Raw genomic sequence first — 20287 nt, forward strand, 5'->3', positions numbered from 1 at the left:
TGCTCACGCCTCATCAGAGCAAGCCCTCCAGCCAGGGTTGCAGGCTGCTGAGACCGTCCTGGAAGGTACGATCGAGCTGCAAGGGCGTAACGGAGACGAAACCCTGCATCACCGCATGGAAATCCGTGCCCGGGCCACCGTCCTCGGCATCGCCGGCGACCGCAATCCAGTAGCCTTCCTTACCGCGCGGATTGATCACCTTGACCGGAGCTGCCGCACGGGCGCGATGGCCCAGGCGAGTCAGCTGGATGCCACGGATGTGTTCCAGCGGCAGGTTGGGGATATTCACGTTGAGCACGGTACGCGGCGGCAGATCCAGCTGTTCATGAGCCTCCACCAGCTTGCGCGCGAAGTAGGCCGCGGTCGCCAGATTATCCGGCTGGCGTGAAAGCAGGGAGAACGCAAACGCCGGACGGGACAGGAAGCGCCCTTCCAGCGCGGCGGCCACCGTGCCGGAATAGAGCACGTCATCGCCCAGATTGGCGCCCAGGTTGATACCCGCCACCACCAGATCGGCGACGTTCGCCAGCAGCCCGTTCAAGCCCAGGTGCACACAGTCGGTGGGCGTGCCGTTGAGGCTGATAAAACCGTTGGGCAAGGTGCAAGGGTGCAGTGGACGGTCGAGGGTCAGCGAACTGCTGGCGCCACTTCTGTCCTGATCGGGTGCGATCACCGCGCACTCGGCATAATCGGCCAGGGCAGCATGCAGCGCGGCAAGGCCCGGCGCGGCCACGCCGTCATCGTTGGAAATCAGAATACGCATGGGTTGTCCGTCTGCCCTGCAGGCAACAGATCGACAAGCTCGCGCACCAAGACGGTGGCAAAGCATCCAGCCGGCAGGACGAATTCCAGTTGCAGAATGTCAGGCTCTGGATAATGCCACGTCAAACCGCCGATGGGGAGGCGCAGGATACGCCGCTCGTGCGTCATGCCCGCTTCTGCCAACCAGTCGACCAGGGCGCGCTCATCCTCGGCGACCTGCTGCTCCAGGTCCTGGGCGACTCCGCCAGCTGTCGAGACACCCGCGCCCCACAAGGGTCCGGTCGGGTGCAGGTCGAGAATCGCCAGGCGTGGATCGCTGCACTCGGCCTCTCCAGCCGGGAAAAAGCTGCGGCTATCGGTAAAGGCCAGTAGGTCGCCGGGCAATGCCTGATTCCAGGTGCCCGCCGCCACGCGCTCGGCCAGCACCCGATTGAACAGGAAGCTGCGCGCCGCCGAGAGCACGCGCGAACGCACGTTGCGCTGCTCGGGCAAGCTCTGGCGCTCGGCGAAATGCCGCGCATGGGCGATATTGCCGCCCTCGAAGCCAAAGCGTTGCGAGCCGAAGTAGTTGGGAATGCCCTGGGCGGCTATCTGCGTCAGGCGCAGTTCCAGCGCATCGCGATCCACATCCAGCTGGGTCAGGCGCAGAGTGAAGCCGTTGGCCGCATGCGCACCCCGCTGCAATTTACGCGAATGACGCACCTGTTTGAGAATGCTCAGGCTGGCGTCCTCGGCGGCGCCCAGAACCGGATCGGCCTTGCCCGGCAGGTGCAGACTGAACCATTGGCGGGTCAACGCCTGGCGATCCTTGAGGCCGGCATAGCTGATCATGCGCAGCGGCACGCCAGCGGCGCGGGCGATACGCCGCGCGGCGTCCTCGGTGTTCAGGCCGCGCTTTTCCACCCAGAGCCAGAGGTGCTCACCCTCACCGGCCAGGGGAATATCCAGCACCTCGTCGACCTGGAAGTCTTCCGCCACGGCCTTGAGCACAGCCGTACCGCACGGCTCGCCGTGGCCGCGGGGACCGAGCAACTCGAGCTCGTTCATCGGGCCACCAACAGCGCGACAGCATGCACCGCGAGGCCTTCTTCGCGGCCGGTGAAGCCGAGTTTCTCGGTGGTGGTGGCCTTGACATTGACCGCATCCAGCGCCACCTGCAGATCCTCGGCGATCAGAGCGCGCATGGCCTCGATGTGCGGCGCCATCTTCGGCGCCTGGGCGACTATGGTGGCGTCGACATTAGCCACCTGCCAGCCTTTGGCTTGCAGCAAACCCAGGACATGGCGCAGCAGCACGCGGCTGTCGGCGCCCTTGAAGGTCGGGTCGGTATCGGGGAAGTGCTTGCCGATATCGCCCAGGGCCGCGGCGCCGAGCAAGGCATCGGCGAGCGCATGCAGCAGCACATCGCCATCGGAATGAGCGATCAGCCCGCAACTGTGGGGAATCCTTACGCCGCCCAGGGTGATGAACTCGCCCTCAGCGAAACGGTGCACGTCGTAACCGTGGCCAATACGCATAGTGCTCTTCATGGAAAATCAGGCCCTGAAAAAGTCAGGGCGTGATTCTACATGCAGGAGCCTGACTGTAGGGTGCGCCGTGCGCACCGACAATCGGCCAGCACCACGGCGAACAATCTTTACGCAACCGCCGAGCGGTGTGTACCGCACTCCTACGCCAGCGCCTGTGCATGATGGCGCAGGTGGTCCTCGATAAAGCTGGCGATGAAGTAGTAGCTGTGGTCATAGCCGGGTTGCAGGCGCAGGGTCAGCGGATGCTTCGCTGCTTGCGCTGCATTCTTCAGGGCATCCGGTTTGAGCTGGCCCTCGAGAAAATCATCACGATCGCCCTGATCGATCAGGATCGGCAAGCGCTCGGTCGCATCGGCAATAAGCGCACAGGCATCCCATTCGCGCCAGCGCGAACGTTCATCGCCGAGGTAGCGGGAAAACGCCTTCTCGCCCCAGGGGCAGTTCGACGGATTACCGATAGGCGCAAAGGCCGACAACGACTGGTAACGTCCCGGATTGCGCAAGGCGCAGACCAGGGCGCCATGGCCACCCATGGAATGGCCGCTGATGCCACGCCTGGCCGAGACCGGGAAATTGCCCTCGATCAGCGCCGGCAACTCCTGCACCACGTAGTCGTGCATGCGGTAATTGCGCGCCCAGGGTTCTTGCGTGGCGTTCAGGTAGAAGCCGGCGCCCAGACCGAAGTCCCAGGCGCCCTCCGGGTCGCCCGGGACATCAGGCCCACGCGGACTGGTGTCCGGCGCCACTATGATCAGGCCCAGTTCGGCGGCCAGCCGGTGTGCGCCGGCCTTCTGCATGAAGTTCTCGTCATTACAGGTCAGCCCGCTCAACCAGTAGAGCACCGGCAGCTTGGCGCCCTGCTCGGCCTGCGGCGGCAGGTAGACGGCGAATACCATGTCGCAGTTGAGCGTGCTCGAGCGATGTCGGTAACGCTTGTGCCAGCCGCCGAAGCTTTTCTGGCAAGACAGATTTTCCAGAGTCATAACGTCCCCGTAGGGTGCGCCGCGCGCACCACAACAAATCATTAGAAGTGAATGACGGTACGGATGCTCTTGCCTTCATGCATCAAATCGAAGGCCTGATTGATGTCTTCCAGCGGCATGTTGTGGGTAATAAAGGTATCCAGGGGGATTTCGCCCTTCTGCGCCTTCTCCACATAGCTCGGCAGTTCGGTGCGACCTTTCACCCCACCGAACGCCGAACCGCGCCAGACCCGTCCGGTGACCAGCTGGAACGGACGGGTGGAGATTTCCTGGCCGGCGCCAGCCACACCTATGATGGTCGACTCGCCCCAGCCTTTGTGACAGCACTCCAGCGCGGCGCGCATCAACTGCACATTGCCAACGCATTCGAAGGAGTAATCCACCCCGCCATCGGTCATTTCGACTATGACGTCCTGGATCGGCTTGACGAATTCCTTCGGGTTGACGCAGTCGGTCGCCCCCAGTTGCCGGGCAATCTCGAACTTGGCCGGGTTGATGTCGACAGCGATGATCCGCGCGGCCTTGGCCATCTTCGCGCCGATGATCGCCGCCAGGCCGATGCCGCCCAGGCCGAAGATCGCCACGCTGGCGCCCTCCTCGACCTTGGCGGTATTCAATACCGCGCCGATGCCGGTGGTGACGCCACAGCCGAGCAGGCAGACCTTGTCCAGCGGCGCATCCTGGGGAATCTTGGCCAGGGAAATTTCCGGCAGCACGGTGTATTCGGAGAAGGTCGAGCAGCCCATGTAGTGATAGATCGGCTGGCCCTGATAGGAAAAGCGGCTGGTGCCGTCCGGCATCAGGCCCTTGCCCTGGGTGGCGCGCACCGCCTGACAGAGGTTGGTCTTGCCGGATTTGCAGAATTTGCACTGGCGGCATTCGGCGGTGTACAGCGGAATCACGTGGTCGCCGATAGCCAAGGAGGTCACGCCCTCGCCGATCGCCTCGACGATGCCGCCGCCTTCATGCCCGAGGATGCAGGGAAACACCCCTTCGGAATCCTCACCGGAGAGGGTGTAGGCGTCGGTGTGGCACACGCCGGTGGCGACGATGCGCACCAGCACCTCACCGGCCTTCGGCGGCTCGACATCCACTTCGACGATTTGCAGCGGTTGGTTGGGGGCAAAGGCTACCGCAGCACGTGATTTGATCATGATCGCTCTCCGACGGGATATAACAGTGGCGAAGAGTGTAGATCACCCTTTAGTGAGTAATAATCGACGTTATGGCAAAACATTATTGCCATACAGGGATAATCAATCACAACAGGATTAGAATCCCTCGATCGCCAGGCAGCAGCCATTCTCGAATACGCTCCCGGCATTTTTTCCTACTCCTCCACCCATGGCTTGCCGCACTTCCCACATCCATGCGGGTCGCAAGCTGACGCCTAACAAGGAACAGAACCATGAATCGCTGGGAAGGCCTGGATGAATTCGTTGCGGTGGCCGAGTGCGGCCAGTTTACCGCCGCCGCCGAACGCCTTGGCCTGTCCTCCTCGCAGGTCAGCCGCCAGGTCGCCCGCCTGGAAGAGCGCCTGCAAACCCGCCTGTTCTACCGCAGCACCCGGCGCGTGGCACTGACCGAAGCAGGGCAAACCTTCCTGCAACATTGCCAACGCCTGCAGGATGCCCGCGAAGAAGCCCTGCGCGCGGTCGGCGACCTCGGCAGCGAACCCAAGGGACTGCTGCGCATGACCTGCGCGGTGGCCTACGGCGAGCGCTTTATCGTGCCCCTGGTGACGGACTTCATGATGCGTCACCCGCAACTGCGGGTGGACATAGAGCTGAGCAATCGCAACCTGGATCTGGTCCACGAAGGCCTGGACCTGGCCATTCGCCTGGGCCGCCTGCAGGATTCGCGGCTGGTCGCCACCCGCCTGGCGCCCCGGCGCATGTATCTGTGCGCCGCGCCAGACTATCTGCAGCACTACGGCCGCCCGCACAGCCTGTCGGAACTCGGCCGGCACAACTGCCTGATCGGCAGTTCGGATACCTGGAGTTTCCAGCTCAACGGCCGCGAAGCCGCGCAACGGGTGCAAGGCAACTGGCGCTGCAACAGCGGCCAGGCGGTGCTCGATGCGGCCTTGCGCGGCCTTGGGTTGTGTCAGTTGCCGGACTACTACGTGCTCGAGCATTTGCGCAGTGGCGCCCTGGTATCCCTGCTGGATAACCAGCAGCCACCCAACACCGCAGTCTGGGCGCTCTACCCCCAGCAACGGCATCTGTCGCCGAAAGTGCGGCAACTGGTGAACGCGCTGAAAGCCGGGCTGGCGCAGCGCAGCGAATACAATCCCTGATGGCCGCGGCCCGCAGGATGGCTTCATCCGGAGATGGCTGAGGCGCCTGCAAATTGACCCGCTGTCAGCAGAACAAACGCGCCGTAACCCATCATCGATAGAGGTCCTGACATCGGCTACAGGCATACACCACCTGATGGGTATCGCTGCGCTCAACGCCATCCTGAAGGCGAGTTCAGCGGCGCCCGGCCCAGTGCAGGCGCAGCCAGTCGAGGTCTTCGGGCCGGGTCACCTTGAGGTTATCGGCGCGGCCCTCGATCAGGCGCGGTGCCTGCCCGAGCCATTCGACAGCCGACGCCTCATCGGTAATCGCCACCTCGGCCGCCAAAGCCTCTGCCAGCGCACGGCGCAACAAGCCGAGGCGGAACATCTGCGGCGTATAGGCCTGCCAGATCAGCGAACGATCGACGGTCTGCAGCACCCGCCCATCAGCTCCGGCCCGTTTCAAGGTGTCGCGCACAGGCACCGCGAGCAGACCGCCGACCGGATCATCGACCAGCTGCGCGAGCAGCAGATCCAGATCCGAGCGGGCCAAATTGGGCCGCGCCGCATCATGCACCAACACCCAGTCGCCATCCTGCGCACCCAGCTCGCTCAGGCGCTGCAAACCATTGAGCACTGAATCCGCACGCTCGCGGCCACCCTCGGCGCGAGCTATTCGCGGATCCTGCGCACAAGCCAGGTTTGGCCAGCAGGGATCATCCAGCGCCAGACTGACCACCACGCCGTGCAATTGCGGGTGATCGAGAAAACAGGCCAGGCTGTGCTCCAGGATGGTTTTACCGGCCAATTCCAGGTATTGCTTGGGCCGGTCGGCACCCATGCGGCTGCCAACCCCGGCGGCGGGGATCAGAGCCCAGAAATGCGCTAATGCGGAAGTTTTCATTCGCTCAACCAGTGTCTCGACATGACTAATCTGTCGCTTTGCGTGGGAGCGGACTGGCGGGGGTTACGCTTCAGCCGCGATATTGTCAGCGCCCTCAGGGTCAATCGCGGCTAAAGCCCCTCCCACAAAGAACTGGCGTTTAACCGGCATTTCAACCTTGTCGTGACACTGGTGGTCATTCGGTCAGTTGGTAGAGCGTCTCGCCCTCTTTGACCATGCCCAGCTCATGACGAGCGCGCTCCTCGACGGTTTCCATACCTTGTTTCAGCTCCATGACTTCCGCTTCGAGAATCCGATTGCGCTCCAGCAGGCGCTGATTCTCACCCTGCTGATCGGCAATCTGCTGCTTCAGGCCGGTGACCTGAGCCAGGCTGCCATCGCCCACCCACAGGCGATACTGCAAGCCAACCAGCAGCAGGATCAGGACAACTAACAACCAATAAGGACTACGCATGACAGTAGAAGCATCCGAACGAAAAGAGGGGCGACTCGCGCCGCCCCTCTTTTACCATGACTCGAGCGCTCACTGAAAACGTCGCGAGCGAAGCCCGCAAGCGTTTTCAGCCACGGAATTCGGCACGGCCGCGATAGACCGCCCTGCCGGCCAACTGCTCTTCGATGCGCAGCAATTGGTTGTACTTGGATACCCGGTCGGAGCGGCACAGCGAGCCGGTCTTGATCTGGCCGGCGGCAGTACCCACAGCCAGGTCGGCGATGGTCGAGTCTTCGGTTTCGCCGCTGCGGTGCGAGATCACCGCACTGTAGCCGGCCGCCTTGGCCATCTGGATGGCTTCCAGGGTCTCGGTCAGGGTGCCGATCTGGTTGAACTTGATCAGGATCGAATTGGCGATGCCCTTGTCGATGCCTTCCTTGAGGATCTTGGTGTTGGTCACGAACAGGTCGTCGCCGACCAGCTGCATCTTGCCACCGAGCTTGTCGGTATGGACTTTCCAGCCGGCCCAGTCGGACTCGTCCATGCCGTCTTCGATGGAGATGATCGGATAACGTTCGGCCAGACCGGCCAGGTAATCGCTGAAACCGGCGGCATCGAAGACTTTGCCTTCGCCGGCCAGGTCGTACTTGCCATCGGTGAAGAACTCACTGGAAGCGCAATCCAGGGCCAGGGTGACGTCGTCACCCAGGGTGTAGCCTGCATTGGCCACGGCTTCGGCAATGGCGGCCAGGGCGTCTTCGTTGGAGGCCAGGTTCGGTGCGAAACCACCTTCATCACCCACCGAGGTGCTCAGGCCACGGGCTTTGAGCACCGCCTTGAGGTGATGGAAGATCTCGGTACCCATGCGCAGCGCTTCGGCGAAGGTCTTGGCGCCGACCGGCTGAACCATGAACTCCTGGATGTCGACGTTGTTGTCGGCATGCTCGCCACCGTTGATGATGTTCATCATCGGCACCGGCATGGAGTAGACGCCCGGGGTGCCATTGAGGTTGGCAATGTGCGCGTACAGTGGCAGGTCGTTGTCCTGAGCGGCGGCCTTGGCCGCGGCCAGGGACACTGCGAGGATAGCGTTGGCGCCAAGCGTGGCCTTGTTCTCGGTACCGTCGAGGGCGATCATCGCACGGTCCAGAGCTTGCTGATCGAGCGGGTCCTTGCCCAGCAACAGCTCGCGAATCGGCCCGTTGATGTTGGCCACGGCCTTGAGCACGCCCTTGCCCAGATAACGGCTCTTGTCGCCATCACGCAGTTCCAGCGCTTCGCGCGAACCGGTGGACGCACCGGACGGCGCGCACGCGCTGCCGATGATGCCGTTATCGAGAATCACGTCGGCTTCCACTGTCGGGTTGCCACGGGAATCGAGAACCTCACGGCCTTTGATGTCGACGATCTTTGCCATTGCGTTTAGCACTCCAAAAAGTTGACGAAAACAGTACCGCCAGTGACTGGGCTCATGCCGCCTGCAAGGTCGGCAGGCGACAGATAACTGACCGCGTAGTCAGATTATGCCCGGACGGCACTTTACCGGAGAAAAGCCGTTTCAGGCAGTCTCAATCGGCGCAAAACTCTTGATCAGATCATCCAGCTGCTTGAGCTGGGTGAGGAAGGGTTCCAGCTTGTCCAGGCGCAAGGCACAGGGACCATCGCACTTGGCGTTGTCCGGATCCGGATGCGCTTCGAGGAACAGCCCGGCCAAGCCCTGGCTCATGCCGGCCTTGGCCAGGTCGGTGACCTGGGCACGCCGGCCACCGGCCGAATCGGCACGCCCACCCGGCATCTGCAGGGCATGGGTAACGTCGAAGAACACCGGGTAGCGGGTCTGCTTCATGATGCCGAAGCCGAGCATGTCCACCACCAGATTGTTGTAACCGAAGGAGCTGCCGCGCTCGCAGAGGATCAGCTGATCGTTGCCGGCTTCGACACACTTGGCCAGGATGTGTTTCATCTCCTGGGGCGCGAGGAACTGGGCCTTCTTGATATTGATCACCGCACCGGTCTTGGCCATGGCCACCACCAGGTCGGTCTGCCGCGAGAGAAACGCCGGCAACTGGATGATGTCGCACACGTCCGCCACCGGCTGCGCCTGCTGCGGTTCGTGCACGTCGGTGATCACCGGCACGCCGAAGGTCTGCTTGATCTCTTCGAAGACCTTCATGCCCTCTTCCAGGCCCGGGCCACGGAAGGAGGTCACCGAGGAACGGTTGGCCTTGTCGAAGCTGGCCTTGAAGACATAGGGAATACCGAGCTTCTCGGTAACCCGCACGTATTCTTCACAGGCCCGCATGGCCAGATCGCGCGACTCGATGACGTTGATGCCGCCGAACAATACAAAAGGTTTGTCGTTGGCGATCTCGATGCCGCCAACCTTGATGATCTTCTGGGTCATGTCCTTATGCCTTCTTCGCGTGCTGCGCCAGCGCGGCGTTGACGAAACCGCTGAACAACGGATGGCCGTCGCGCGGCGTCGAAGTGAACTCCGGGTGGAACTGGCAGGCGACGAACCACGGGTGATCCGGCGCTTCCACCACTTCGACCAGGGCGCCGTCGCCTGAACGGCCGGTGATCTTGAGGCCAGCCTCGACCAATTGCGGCAGCAGGTTGTTGTTCACTTCATAGCGATGGCGATGACGCTCGACTATCACGTCCTTGCCGTAGCACTGATGCACTTGCGAGCCGCTCAGCAGTTGGCAGTCCTGAGCCCCGAGGCGCATGGTGCCGCCCAGGTCGGAGGCATTGTCGCGCTGCTCGGTGACGCCGGTGGCGTCCTGCCACTCGGTAATCAGGCCGACCACCGGATGAGTGCTGCTGGCGTCGAACTCGGTGGAGTTGGCATCGCTCCAGCCCAGCACATTGCGGGCGAACTCGATCACCGCGACCTGCATGCCGAGGCAGATGCCCAGGTAGGGAATCTTGTTCTCGCGGGCATACTGCACGGCGATGACCTTGCCCTCCACGCCACGCAGACCGAAGCCGCCGGGCACCAGGATGGCATCGACGCCTTCGAGCAGGGCGGTGCCCTGGTTCTCGATGTCCTCGGAATCGATATAGCGCAGGTTGACCTTGGTGCGGTTCTGGATGCCGGCATGGCTCATCGCTTCGATCAGCGACTTGTAGGCATCCAGCAGCTCCATGTACTTGCCGACCATGGCGATGGTGACTTCATGCTCCGGGTTGAGCTTGGCGTCGACCACCCGCTCCCACTCGGACAGATCGGCACCGCCGCACTCCAGGCCGAAGCGCTCGACGACGAAGTCATCCAGGCCCTGGGCATGCAGCACACCCGGGATCCGGTAGATGGTGTCGACGTCTTCCAGGGAAATCACCGCACGCTCTTCGACGTTGGTGAACAGGGCGATCTTGCGCCGCGAGGAGATATCCACCGGATGGTCGGAGCGGCAGATCAGCACGTCCGGCTGCAGGCCGATGGAACGCAATTCCTTGACCGAATGCTGGGTCGGCTTGGTCTTGGTCTCACCGGCAGTGGCGATATAGGGCACCAGGGTCAGGTGCATCAGCATGGCGCGTTTGGCACCCACTTCCACGCGCAACTGGCGGATGGCCTCGAGGAACGGCTGCGACTCGATGTCACCGACCGTACCGCCGATCTCGACCATGGCCACGTCGGCATCGCCGGCGCCCTTGATGATGCGGCGCTTGATCTCGTCGGTGATGTGCGGGATGACCTGAATGGTCGCGCCCAGGTAATCGCCACGGCGCTCTTTGCGCAGCACGTGTTCGTAAACCCGGCCGGTGGTGAAGTTGTTGTCCTGGGTCATGGTGGTGCGGATGAACCGCTCGTAGTGACCCAGATCGAGGTCGGTCTCGGCGCCGTCATGGGTGACGAACACCTCACCGTGCTGGAACGGGCTCATAGTGCCCGGGTCGACGTTGATATAGGGATCCAGCTTGAGCATCGTGACCTTCAGGCCCCGCGCCTCCAGGATAGCCGCCAATGAAGCCGAGGCGATGCCTTTCCCCAATGAAGAAACAACACCACCCGTGACGAAGATGAAGCGCGTCATGAAAAACCCTAGAAGTCTGCGTTTAGGCGGTCAGCGCCGCCGGGGAAAGCGAAGGAAGGCCGAAGCCACAACTACGAACATGCCGTAATTGGCAAGCTGCTGCCGACTCCATTCTCTTGACGAAAAGGGGTCTGCAAAAGCTCTAGTAAGACGGGAGCGTAGTCTACCGGAAAGGCCTTAGCAGCTCAAACCTTGATCATTCATCGGTGGCCGCCAACTGAGTTGCCATTGGCCATCACCCACCCCATCCAGACCGGCAAGATTGGCCACGGCGCGCAGTTCGCCATTGCACAGCAACAGGGGCAAGCGCGGACGGACAAACGCCGGCACATGGCGCTCGTTGAGCAAGCGCTTCAAATCGCGATGCCCGCGCCCGGCCAGGCTCATCACCTCGCCGCCCTGGCGATAGGCCAAGCGCCAGTCGCCGGCAGGCAAGCGGCCTTCGATGCGCACGCAGCCATTGCCTGCCAGCGGCAACCAGCGCCCAGGCGCGAGCCGAACCTCAGGCGCTGGCGGCACGCGCAGCCAGTCGCCGCTGAGCCACCACAACCGCTGGTCGGCTCGGCGCAATTCGCCTGCCGCCAGACGCCAGATCGGGGTGGCGTCACCGGCCGCATCGCGCAGCGCCTGCCAACCGGCCCAGTGTTCGCTGTCCGGCATCGGCGTCAGGCGGCGCAGCCAGTAGCGCAAGGCGTTGCGCTGACGAGCATCGCTCAACGCCCGCAACGGCACCAGGGACAGGCTCGGCAGATCGAGCCAGGTATGTTCGCAGGATGCCTGCGCCGCCTGCAGGTCCTGCTGCGCCAGCTCATCGAGCAGTTGCCCAGCCTCGCCCAGATGCTCGGCGGCACGGGCAAGACTGGCGGTCGCCTGCGGCCAGCGCCTGGCGAGTAACGGCAAGACCTGATGACGCAAGTAGTTGCGCGAGAAGCGGCTATCGGCATTCGACGGATCCTCCACCCAGCGCAGCCGGTGCTCGTCGGCATAGGCCTGCAACTCGGCACGGGAACAGCTCAACAGCGGTCGCAGCAGGTGTCCGGCACCGAGCGGCCGACTCGCCGGCATGGCCGCCAAGCCCTGCACGCCGGCGCCGCGCAGCAGGCGAAACAGCAAGGTCTCCGCCTGGTCGTCGCGATGCTGCGCCGCCAGCAAAACCTCGCCAGGAGCAAGCAGCGTGCAAAAAGCCGCATAGCGTGCCTGCCGCGCGGCGCGCTCGATGCTGGCGCCCGGCTGCACCTGCACATAGTCCACCTGCAGCGGCACACCCAGCGCATCACACAAGCGACGGCAAGCCGCCGGCCAGCTATCGGCAAGCGCCTGCAGGCCGTGATGAATATGGATGGCGGAAAGCGGCGGTAACGCCTCGCGTTGCGCGAGACTGGCCAGCAGATGCAGCAGCACGGTTGAATCCAGACCACCGGAAAGCGCGATATGCCAGGCCGGCGCATCACGCCAGGGAAGCAGAGCCTTCAACACGCGGGATTCGAGGGACATAGTCACAATTTCGGGCTGGGCGGGGCGGGCGGCGATCCGCCCGCACCAACACAGACGCAGGATGGGTGAAATGTTCACCCATCCTACAGCAGCCGTCAGGCGATGCCGTAGCTCATCAGGCGCTCATAGCGACGAGCCAGCAACTCGGCCGTGTCGAATTTGCGCAACATGCTCAACTGCGCAGCCAGCTCCTGACGAACCGATTCGGCGGCAGCGACGGGATCGCGATGGGCGCCGCCCAATGGCTCGCCAATCACCTGATCGACAATGCCCAGGCCCTTCAGGCGCTCGGCCGTGATACCCATGGCCTCCGCGGCATCCGGGGCCTTGTCTGCGGTTTTCCACAGAATCGAGGCGCAACCTTCCGGCGAAATCACCGCGTAGGTCGAGTACTGCAGCATATTCAGCTGGTCGCATACGCCAATCGCCAGAGCACCGCCGGAACCACCCTCACCAATCACGGTGGCGATGATCGGGGTTTTCAGACGCGCCATCACCCGCAGATTCCAGGCTATCGCCTCGCTCTGCCCACGCTCTTCGGCGTCGATCCCCGGGTAGGCGCCCGGGGTGTCGATAAAGGTCAGGATCGGCATCTTGAAGCGCTCGGCCATTTCCATCAGACGACAGGCCTTGCGGTAACCTTCAGGGCGCGGCATGCCGAAGTTGCGGCGGACTTTCTCGCGCACCTCACGACCCTTCTGATGGCCGATGACCATCACCGGCTCACCGTCCAGACGGGCGACACCACCGACTATCGCCGGGTCGTCGGAGAAATGCCGATCGCCGTGCAGCTCGTCGAACTCGGTGAAAATATGCTGCAGGTAGTCGAGGGTATAGGGGCGCTGGGGATGACGAGCCAGCTTGGCGATCTGCCAGCTGCTCAGGTTACCGAAAATGCTTTCGGTCAGAGCACTGCTCTTGTCCTGCAGGCGGGCGATCTCATCGCTGATGTTCAACGAGTTGTCGTTACCGACCAGGCGAAGCTCTTCGATCTTGGCTTGCAGGTCGGCGATCGGCTGTTCGAAATCGAGAAAATTCGGGTTCATAGTCATCCGTCTTGCGTCGACGGCCATGCGGCCGGGGAGCTGTATCCGTTTCGCGCCCTACCTTATAGGAACAGGCGCATTCAGGTCGACACTCGGGCCGGGATAAAAGTCACCGAAACCCGGCGATTTACCCACAATTCAAACCACAAGTGCCGCAACCAACACATGAGGCCAGGGCCTCACAAATTCAGCGGTAGTGCAGAAAGACGTTGTCTCGCCCGAACTGGTCACGCAATGTCTGAATCAGACTGTCCGCCGGATCGATTCGCCAGCCTTCGCCAAACTGCAGCATGGCCCGCGCATCCTCACCGGTGTACTCCAGAGTGATCGGGCAAGCGCCGCGATGGCGCTTGCACACATCCGCCAGCCAGCGTAACCGATCGCCCTTCAAGGCGCTGCCGGCAATCTTCAGGCGCAGGCTGTCGGCCAGCCCGGTTCGCGCCTCCTCCAGGCTCATCACGCGCTTGGCCCGCAAGCGCAGGCCGCCGGAAAAATCGTCGTTGCTCACCTCGCCCTCGACCACCACCAGGGCATCGCTCTGCAACAGCGCCTGATTGCTGGCGAAGGCTTCGGCGAACAACGATGCCTCGATGCGGCCCGAACGGTCATCCAGGGTAATGAAACCCATCTTGTCGCCCTTCTTGTTTTTCATCACCCGCAGATTGACGATCAGGCCAGCAACCGTCTGATCGCCACGCGCCGGCTTGAGGTCGATGATCCGCTGGCGGGCAAAACGTCGCACCTCGCCTTCGTATTCGTCGATCGGATGACCGGTCAGGTACAGGCCGAGGGTATCCTTCTCACCTTTCAGGCGCTCCTTGAGCGACAGCTCACGGGCCTTGCGGTGATTGGCATAGACATCGGTGTCGGCATCGGCGAATACCCCGCCGAACAGATCCATATGGCCGCTGTCATGACTGCGCGCGGTCTGCTCGGCCGCCTGCACCGCCTCTTCCATCGCCGCCAGCAGGACCGCACGGTTACGATCGATATTGGCCTTGTAGGCTTTGATTTCTTCGTGGAAATACGGTCCCAGGCGATCCAGGGCGCCGCCGCGAACCAGCGCGTCCAGGGTGCGCTTGTTGATGCGCTTGAGGTCGACTCGCGAGCAGAAGTCGAACAGATCCTTGAACGGACCATCCTTGCGCGACTCGACGATGGCCTCGACCGGCCCCTCGCCGACCCCCTTGATCGCACCCAGACCGTAGATGATCCAGCCTTCATCGTTGACCGTGAACTTGAATTCGGAAATGTTCACATCCGGCGCATCGAGACGCAGCTTCATGCTGCGGCACTCCTCGATCAGGGTCACGACCTTGTCGGTGTTGTGCATATCCGCCGACAACACCGCGGCCATGAAGGCGGCCGGATGGTGCGCCTTGAGCCAGGCCGTCTGGTAAGAGAGCAGGCCATAAGCGGCCGAGTGCGACTTGTTGAAGCCGTAACCGGCGAATTTTTCCACCAGATCGAAGATGTTGCCTGCCAGCTCGCCATCGATGCCGTTATTCGCGCAGCCCTCGATAAAGCCGCCGCGCTGCTTGGCCATCTCCTCGGGCTTCTTCTTGCCCATGGCGCGGCGCAGCATGTCCGCCCCGCCGAGGGTGTAGCCGGCCATGACCTGGGCGATCTGCATCACCTGTTCCTGGTACAGGATAATGCCGTAGGTGGGCTTGAGCACCGGCTCCAGGCCGGCGTACTGGTAGTCCTGATGCGGGTAGGAAATCGGCTCGCGGCCGTGCTTGCGGTTGATGAAGTCATCCACCATGCCCGACTGCAACGGGCCCGGACGGAACAGTGCCACCAGGGCGATCATGTCTTCCAGGCAGTCCGGCTTGAGCTTCTTGATCAGCTCCTTCATGCCGCGCGACTCGAGCTGGAACACCGCGGTGGTCTCGGCCTTCTGCAGCATCTGGAAGGTCGGCTTGTCGTCCAGCGGAATGAAGTCGATGTTCAGGTCCGGCAGGCCCTGCTTGGCCTGCTCGCGATTGATCGTCTCCATCGCCCACTTGATGATGGTCAGGGTGCGCAGGCCGAGGAAGTCGAACTTGACCAGACCCGCGGTTTCCACATCGTCCTTGTCGAACTGGGTAACCAGGCCACCACCCTCGTCATCGCAGGCGATCGGCGAGAAATCGGTGAGTTTGGTCGGTGCGATCACCACGCCGCCGGCGTGCTTGCCGGTGCCGCGGGTGATGCCTTCGAGCTTGCGCGACATTTCCCAGATTTCCCGGGCATCCTCGTCGACCTTGAGGAAGTCGCGCAGCGGCTCCTCCATCTCGTAGGCCTTCTCCAGGGTCATGCCGACTTCGAAGGGGATCATCTTCGACAGGCGGTCGGCCAGGCCATAGGACTTGCCCTGGGCCCGCGCCACATCGCGCACCACCGCCTTGGCCGCCATGGTGCCGAAGGTGATGATCTGGCTGACCGCGTTACGTCCGTATTTCTCGGCCACGTAATCGATGACCCTATCGCGCCCGTCCATGCAGAAGTCGACGTCGAAGTCGGGCATGGAGACCCGTTCGGGGTTGAGGAAGCGCTCGAACAGCAGGTCATAGGCCAACGGGTCGAGGTCGGTGATCTTCTGCACGTAGGCCACCAGCGAACCGGCACCCGAACCCCGGCCGGGGCCGACCGGCACGCCGTTGCTCTTGGCCCACTTGATGAAGTCCATGACGATCAGGAAGTAACCGGGGAAGCCCATCTGAATGATGATGTTCAGCTCGAAATTCAGCCGATCGATGTAGACCTGCTTCTTCGCGTCGTAGTCCGGCGTGTCCTTGGGCAGCAGCACTGCCAGGCGCTCGTCGAGGCCGTCGAAGGAGACCTGGCGGAAGTACTCATCCATGGTCAGGCCGGCCGGCACCGGGAAGTCGGGCAGGAAGTACTTGCCCATCTGCACTTCGATATTGCAGCGCCGGGCGATCTCCACGGTATTTTCCAGCGCCTCCGGCAGGTCGCTGAACAGCTCGGCCATCTCTTCCGGGGTCTTCAGGTACTGCTGATCGGAGTAGCTGCGCGGCCGCCGTGGATCGTCCAGGCTGCGGCCCTCGCCGATGCACACGCGGGTCTCGTGGGCGGCGAAGTCGTCCTGCTTGAGGAAACGCACATCATTGGTCGCCACCAGCGGCGCGCCGACCCTGGCCGCCAGATCGACCGCCAGGTGCAGGTATTCTTCGTCGTTGACCCTGTTGGTGCGCTGCACCTCCAGGTAGAAGCGCTGTGGAAACACCTGCAGCCACTCACGCAACAGGGTTTCGGCCTCGGCCAGGTCGCCATTCAACAGAGCCTGACCGACCTCGCCTTCCCGGGCCCCGGACAGGGCGATCAAGCCCTCGGCGGCGGCCTTGACCCAGTCGCGCTGGATGATCACCTGGTCGTTGCTTTGCCCCTCGGTCCAGCCGCGGGAAACCAGCTCGGTGAGATTGCGGTAGCCCTTGGGGTTCATCGCCAGCAGGGTCAGGCGCGAAAGCGGGCCATCTTCGTCGGCGCTGGCCAGCCAGATATCGGCCCCGCAGATCGGCTTGATCCCGCCGCCCATGGCCGCCTTGTAGAACTTCACCAGCGAGCACATGTTGCTCATGTCGGTGACCGCCACCGCTGGCATGCCCACACTCGCCACGGCCTTGACCAGCGGCTTGACCCGCACCAGACCATCGACCAGGGAGAATTCGGTGTGCAGACGCAGATGGACGAACGAAGCAGTCATGGCAGTTCCATACAAAACACAAAAACGACAGGACGAGGATTGTACAGCCTTCGCAGCGGCAAGCTGCAAGCCGCGGGCAAGACATGGAACATCAAGCAGACGGTCGACAGAAGAGCGCTACTAGTCCGCCAGCAACGCGCGTACCGGGGCGAACGAGCGCCGGTGAATCGGCGTCGGACCCAGGCGACGCAGGGCCTCCAGATGCACGGCAGTGGGGTAGCCCTTGTGCCCGGCGATGCCGTAGCCGGGGTACTGCACATCGAGCAGCTGCATCTCACGATCGCGGCTGACCTTGGCCAGTATCGAGGCGGCGGCGATCGCCGGGACCTGGCTATCGCCCTTGACCACCGCCGCGCTCGGCACCTGCAGGATGGGGCAGCGATTGCCGTCGATCAGTGCCAGCCGCGGCATGACAGACAAACCTTCGACCGCGCGCTGCATGGCCAGCATGGTCGCGTGAAGAATGTTCAGGCGGTCGATTTCTTCTACCTCGGCGCGGGCGATGCACCAGGCCAGGGCTTTCTCGCAGATTTCATCGAAAAGCTTCTCGCGCCGTGCCGCGCTGAGCTTCTTCGAGTCATTGAGCCCCAGAATCGGTCGCAACGGATCGAGGATCACCGCAGCGGTCACCACAGCGCCGCACAGCGGGCCACGGCCGACCTCGTCGACGCCGGCGACCAGCTCCTGCACCTGACTGAAATCCAGACCCAGCTGCATCAGGCCTGCCCCACCAGCTTGAGCACGGCGTCGGCCGCCTGGGCCGAGGCATCACGGCGCAGAGCCCGATGGATCACATCGAAACCCTCGGTCTGTACTTCACCGTCATCGAGCAAAGGTGCCAAGGCCTGGGCCAAGGCTTCCGGGGTTGCCGCATCCTGAATCAGTTCGGGCACCAGCAAGCGCTCGGCCAGCAGGTTGGGCAGCGAGATATAGGCACTGCTGACCAGGCGTTTGAGAATCAGGTAGGTCAATGGCGCGACCTTGTAGGCCACCACCATTGGCCGCTTGTACAGCAGGGCTTCCAGGGTGGCCGTACCCGAAGCGATCAGCACCGCATCACAGGCCGCCAGGGCATCATGGGAGCGACCATCGAGCAGGGTCAGGGGCAAGTCACGCCCGACCAGCATCTGCTCCAGCTGCACACGGCGCTCGGGACTGGCGCACGGCAAGACGAAACGGATGCCCGGACGCAAGGTGCGCAAACGCACCGCCGCATCAAGAAACAGCGCACCCAGACGCGCCACCTCGCCGCCCCGGCTGCCCGGTAACAAGGCCACCACGGTACTGTCCTGCGGCAAATCCAGGGCCTCGCGCGCCGCCGCCCGGTCGGCCTGCTGAGGAATCGCATCGGCCAATGGATGACCGACGAAACGCACCGGCACCTGATGGGCATCGTAGAACTGCGCCTCGAACGGAAACAGGCACAGCATCAGGTCGCAGGCGTCACGAATCTTCAACACGCGTTTCTGTCGCCAGGCCCAGACCGAGGGACTGACGTAGTGCACGGTCTTGATCCCGGCACGGCGCAATTTGAGTTCGAGTCCCAGGTTGAAATCCGGCGCATCGATACCGATGAACACGTCCGGCTTGGCGCCGACCAGGGTCTTGAGCAGGCACCTGCGCCGCACCAGCAACTCCGGCAGGCGGCCGAGCACTTCGACCAGGCCCATCACCGCCAGACGCTCCATGGGAAAATAGCTGTTCAGGCCCTCGGCCTGCATCAGCGGGCCGCCGACACCGATGAATTCGATCTGTGGATGACGAGCCTTCAAGGCCTGAATCAGGCCGGCGCCGAGAATGTCGCCGGAGGCTTCGCCAGCCACCAGCGCGACGCGCAATAGATCCGCCATAAACTAGCGGGTAATGCCGCGATTGGACGCCTGGATCGAGTCGCGGAACACCGCAACCTCGGGAAACTGCAGAGAAGGCTCCACCAGCTCTGCCAAGGCTTCTTCGATGGTCAAGCCCTGGCGATACACGGTCTTGTAGGCGCGGCGCAGCGCCTGGATCGACTCGGCACTGAAGCCGCGACGGCGCAAGCCTTCGAAATTCATACTGCGTGCTTCCGCCGGATTGCCGGAAACCGTGACGTAGGCTGGTACATCCTTGCCAATCGCGCTGCCCATGCCGGCAAAGCTGTGCGCGCCGATATGGCAGAACTGATGCACCAGGGTGTAACCGGACAGAATCGCCCAGTCACCGATGTGCACGTGGCCCGCCAGCGCGACATTGTTGACCAGGATGCAATGGTTACCGACCACGCTGTCATGGCCGATGTGCGCATAGGCCATGATCAGGTTGTGGTCGCCCACGGTGGTCTCGTCACGGTCCTGGATGGTGCCCCGGTGCATGGTGACACCTTCGCGAATGATGTTGTGATCGCCAATCACCAGACGTGTCGGCTCGCCCTTGTACTTGCGGTCCGGCGTGTCCTCGCCCAGCGAGGAAAACTGATAGACGCGATTGTGCTTACCAATTCTGGTTGGCCCCTTGATGATCACATTGGGCCCAAGCACAGTACCCTCACCGATTTCCACATCTGGCCCAATGATCGACCAAGGGCCGACGACGACGTCGTCGGCCAGCTTGGCAGAGGGATCGATGATGGCGCGAGGGTCAATCAAACTCATAGTTTGCGTTCCGCACAGATGATTTCAGCCGAACATACTTCCTTGCCGTCGACACTGGCCCTGCACTCGAACTTCCAGATACTGCGTTTGTTACTCAGGTGGCGGGCCTCGAGGATCAATTGATCGCCCGGTACCACCGGCTGACGAAAGCGCAGTTTGTCCGAGCCGACGAAGTAATACAGAGTACCGTCAGTGGGCTTCAAGCCCATCATCTTGAAACCGAGAATACCGGCCGCCTGGGCCATTGCCTCGATGATCAACACGCCGGGCATGATCGGATGCTGGGGAAAATGCCCATTGAAGAATGGCTCATTGATGCTGACATTCTTGTGGGCACGAATGCACTTGCCCTCTACATCCAGATCCACCACCCGATCGACCAGCAGGAACGGGTAACGATGCGGCAGGTACTCACGTATTTCGTTGATGTCCATCATGTCCAGAGAAGCCTGTAATAAAAAGAGAAGAGCGCGGCATAA

The 20287-nt window shown here is 62.6% G+C and carries 18 protein-coding genes; 1 reads left to right on the plus strand and 17 read right to left on the minus strand.

The genetic code is table 11. The features are described 5' to 3' along the window. Positions 1-13: 13 nt before the first annotated feature. The 5 genes from surE to R3355_RS07120 form a co-directional block, all read right to left on the minus strand. Positions 14-763, minus strand: coding sequence for a 5'/3'-nucleotidase SurE (gene surE / locus R3355_RS07100; protein WP_318947283.1), 750 nt, complete (start codon positions 761-763; stop codon positions 14-16). Continuing rightward, on the minus strand, positions 751-1809 hold the full coding sequence (gene truD / locus R3355_RS07105; protein WP_318960640.1) for a tRNA pseudouridine(13) synthase TruD: 1059 nt from the start codon (positions 1807-1809) through the stop codon (positions 751-753). The genes surE and truD overlap by 13 nt, the downstream gene beginning before the upstream one ends. Next, the gene (gene ispF / locus R3355_RS07110; RefSeq protein WP_318960677.1) at positions 1806-2279 is read right to left on the minus strand and encodes a 2-C-methyl-D-erythritol 2,4-cyclodiphosphate synthase; all 474 of its coding nucleotides are present in this window, start codon (positions 2277-2279) and stop codon (positions 1806-1808) included. Before ispF ends, truD begins: the two co-directional genes overlap by 4 nt. A gap of 152 nt (positions 2280-2431) precedes the next feature. Then, positions 2432-3274 (minus strand): S-formylglutathione hydrolase, encoded by an 843-nt coding sequence (fghA, locus tag R3355_RS07115; RefSeq protein WP_318960641.1) that lies wholly within the window; start codon positions 3272-3274, stop codon positions 2432-2434. Positions 3275-3315: 41 nt separating this feature from the next. Continuing rightward, entirely contained in the window at positions 3316-4428 is a 1113-nt protein-coding gene (locus R3355_RS07120; protein ID WP_318960642.1) for an S-(hydroxymethyl)glutathione dehydrogenase/class III alcohol dehydrogenase, read from the minus strand. Positions 4429-4682: 254 nt separating this feature from the next. Here R3355_RS07120 and R3355_RS07125 point away from each other — a divergent pair, with 254 nt between their 5' ends. Further along, entirely contained in the window at positions 4683-5573 is an 891-nt protein-coding gene (locus R3355_RS07125; RefSeq protein WP_318960643.1) for a LysR substrate-binding domain-containing protein, read from the plus strand. A gap of 175 nt (positions 5574-5748) precedes the next feature. Here the strand turns inward: R3355_RS07125 and ispD are convergent, their stop codons facing one another. From ispD to fabZ, 12 genes are all read right to left on the minus strand, one after another. Further along, a complete protein-coding gene (gene ispD / locus R3355_RS07130; protein ID WP_318960644.1) occupies positions 5749-6459 on the minus strand; it encodes a 2-C-methyl-D-erythritol 4-phosphate cytidylyltransferase in 711 nt (236 codons plus the stop codon). Between the two features lie 175 nt (positions 6460-6634). After that, a complete protein-coding gene (gene ftsB, locus R3355_RS07135) occupies positions 6635-6913 on the minus strand; it encodes a cell division protein FtsB (protein ID WP_318947289.1) in 279 nt (92 codons plus the stop codon). A gap of 106 nt (positions 6914-7019) precedes the next feature. After that, positions 7020-8309 carry a phosphopyruvate hydratase gene (eno, locus tag R3355_RS07140; protein WP_318960645.1) on the minus strand — a complete coding sequence of 430 codons (1290 nt, stop codon included), beginning with the start codon at positions 8307-8309 and terminating at the stop codon, positions 7020-7022. 141 nt (positions 8310-8450) lie between these two features. Beyond that, entirely contained in the window at positions 8451-9296 is an 846-nt protein-coding gene (kdsA, locus tag R3355_RS07145) for a 3-deoxy-8-phosphooctulonate synthase (protein WP_318947291.1), read from the minus strand. Between the two features lie 4 nt (positions 9297-9300). Further along, a complete protein-coding gene (locus R3355_RS07150; protein WP_318947292.1) occupies positions 9301-10932 on the minus strand; it encodes a CTP synthase in 1632 nt (543 codons plus the stop codon). A 177-nt stretch (positions 10933-11109) separates the two neighbouring features. Further along, the gene (gene tilS, locus R3355_RS07155) at positions 11110-12426 is read right to left on the minus strand and encodes a tRNA lysidine(34) synthetase TilS (protein ID WP_318960646.1); all 1317 of its coding nucleotides are present in this window, start codon (positions 12424-12426) and stop codon (positions 11110-11112) included. A 95-nt stretch (positions 12427-12521) separates the two neighbouring features. Beyond that, on the minus strand, positions 12522-13472 hold the full coding sequence (accA, locus tag R3355_RS07160; RefSeq protein ID WP_318947294.1) for an acetyl-CoA carboxylase carboxyl transferase subunit alpha: 951 nt from the start codon (positions 13470-13472) through the stop codon (positions 12522-12524). A gap of 187 nt (positions 13473-13659) precedes the next feature. Beyond that, positions 13660-17178 (minus strand): DNA polymerase III subunit alpha, encoded by a 3519-nt coding sequence (gene dnaE / locus R3355_RS07165; protein WP_318960647.1) that lies wholly within the window; start codon positions 17176-17178, stop codon positions 13660-13662. 120 nt (positions 17179-17298) lie between these two features. After that, positions 17299-17895 carry a ribonuclease HII gene (gene rnhB / locus R3355_RS07170; RefSeq protein ID WP_318960648.1) on the minus strand — a complete coding sequence of 199 codons (597 nt, stop codon included), beginning with the start codon at positions 17893-17895 and terminating at the stop codon, positions 17299-17301. Then, complete coding sequence (gene lpxB, locus R3355_RS07175; protein ID WP_318960649.1) at positions 17895-19028, minus strand: lipid-A-disaccharide synthase; 1134 nt, start codon at positions 19026-19028, stop codon at positions 17895-17897. The genes rnhB and lpxB overlap by 1 nt, the downstream gene beginning before the upstream one ends. Before the next feature lie 3 nt (positions 19029-19031). Then, positions 19032-19808, minus strand: a complete 777-nt coding sequence (gene lpxA, locus R3355_RS07180) for an acyl-ACP--UDP-N-acetylglucosamine O-acyltransferase (RefSeq protein WP_318947298.1) — start codon at positions 19806-19808, stop codon at positions 19032-19034. Continuing rightward, on the minus strand, positions 19805-20245 hold the full coding sequence (gene fabZ, locus R3355_RS07185; protein ID WP_090500253.1) for a 3-hydroxyacyl-ACP dehydratase FabZ: 441 nt from the start codon (positions 20243-20245) through the stop codon (positions 19805-19807). The genes lpxA and fabZ overlap by 4 nt, the downstream gene beginning before the upstream one ends. Positions 20246-20287: the final 42 nt, after the last annotated feature.

This window comes from Pseudomonas sp. (assembly GCF_033723075.1).
Lineage (GTDB): Bacteria > Pseudomonadota > Gammaproteobacteria > Pseudomonadales > Pseudomonadaceae > Aquipseudomonas.

Coding starts and splice junctions, on each gene's coding strand:
- surE (WP_318947283.1), bottom strand. CDS start 763: ATGCGTATTCTGATTTCCAACGATGACGGCGTGGCCGCGCCGGGCCTT.
- truD (WP_318960640.1), bottom strand. CDS start 1,809: ATGAACGAGCTCGAGTTGCTCGGTCCCCGCGGCCACGGCGAGCCGTGC.
- ispF (WP_318960677.1), bottom strand. CDS start 2,279: ATGCGTATTGGCCACGGTTACGACGTGCACCGTTTCGCTGAGGGCGAG.
- fghA (WP_318960641.1), bottom strand. CDS start 3,274: ATGACTCTGGAAAATCTGTCTTGCCAGAAAAGCTTCGGCGGCTGGCAC.
- R3355_RS07120 (WP_318960642.1), bottom strand. CDS start 4,428: ATGATCAAATCACGTGCTGCGGTAGCCTTTGCCCCCAACCAACCGCTG.
- R3355_RS07125 (WP_318960643.1), top strand. CDS start 4,683: ATGAATCGCTGGGAAGGCCTGGATGAATTCGTTGCGGTGGCCGAGTGC.
- ispD (WP_318960644.1), bottom strand. CDS start 6,459: ATGAAAACTTCCGCATTAGCGCATTTCTGGGCTCTGATCCCCGCCGCC.
- ftsB (WP_318947289.1), bottom strand. CDS start 6,913: ATGCGTAGTCCTTATTGGTTGTTAGTTGTCCTGATCCTGCTGCTGGTT.
- eno (WP_318960645.1), bottom strand. CDS start 8,309: ATGGCAAAGATCGTCGACATCAAAGGCCGTGAGGTTCTCGATTCCCGT.
- kdsA (WP_318947291.1), bottom strand. CDS start 9,296: ATGACCCAGAAGATCATCAAGGTTGGCGGCATCGAGATCGCCAACGAC.
- R3355_RS07150 (WP_318947292.1), bottom strand. CDS start 10,932: ATGACGCGCTTCATCTTCGTCACGGGTGGTGTTGTTTCTTCATTGGGG.
- tilS (WP_318960646.1), bottom strand. CDS start 12,426: ATGTCCCTCGAATCCCGCGTGTTGAAGGCTCTGCTTCCCTGGCGTGAT.
- accA (WP_318947294.1), bottom strand. CDS start 13,472: ATGAACCCGAATTTTCTCGATTTCGAACAGCCGATCGCCGACCTGCAA.
- dnaE (WP_318960647.1), bottom strand. CDS start 17,178: ATGACTGCTTCGTTCGTCCATCTGCGTCTGCACACCGAATTCTCCCTG.
- rnhB (WP_318960648.1), bottom strand. CDS start 17,895: ATGCAGCTGGGTCTGGATTTCAGTCAGGTGCAGGAGCTGGTCGCCGGC.
- lpxB (WP_318960649.1), bottom strand. CDS start 19,028: ATGGCGGATCTATTGCGCGTCGCGCTGGTGGCTGGCGAAGCCTCCGGC.
- lpxA (WP_318947298.1), bottom strand. CDS start 19,808: ATGAGTTTGATTGACCCTCGCGCCATCATCGATCCCTCTGCCAAGCTG.
- fabZ (WP_090500253.1), bottom strand. CDS start 20,245: ATGATGGACATCAACGAAATACGTGAGTACCTGCCGCATCGTTACCCG.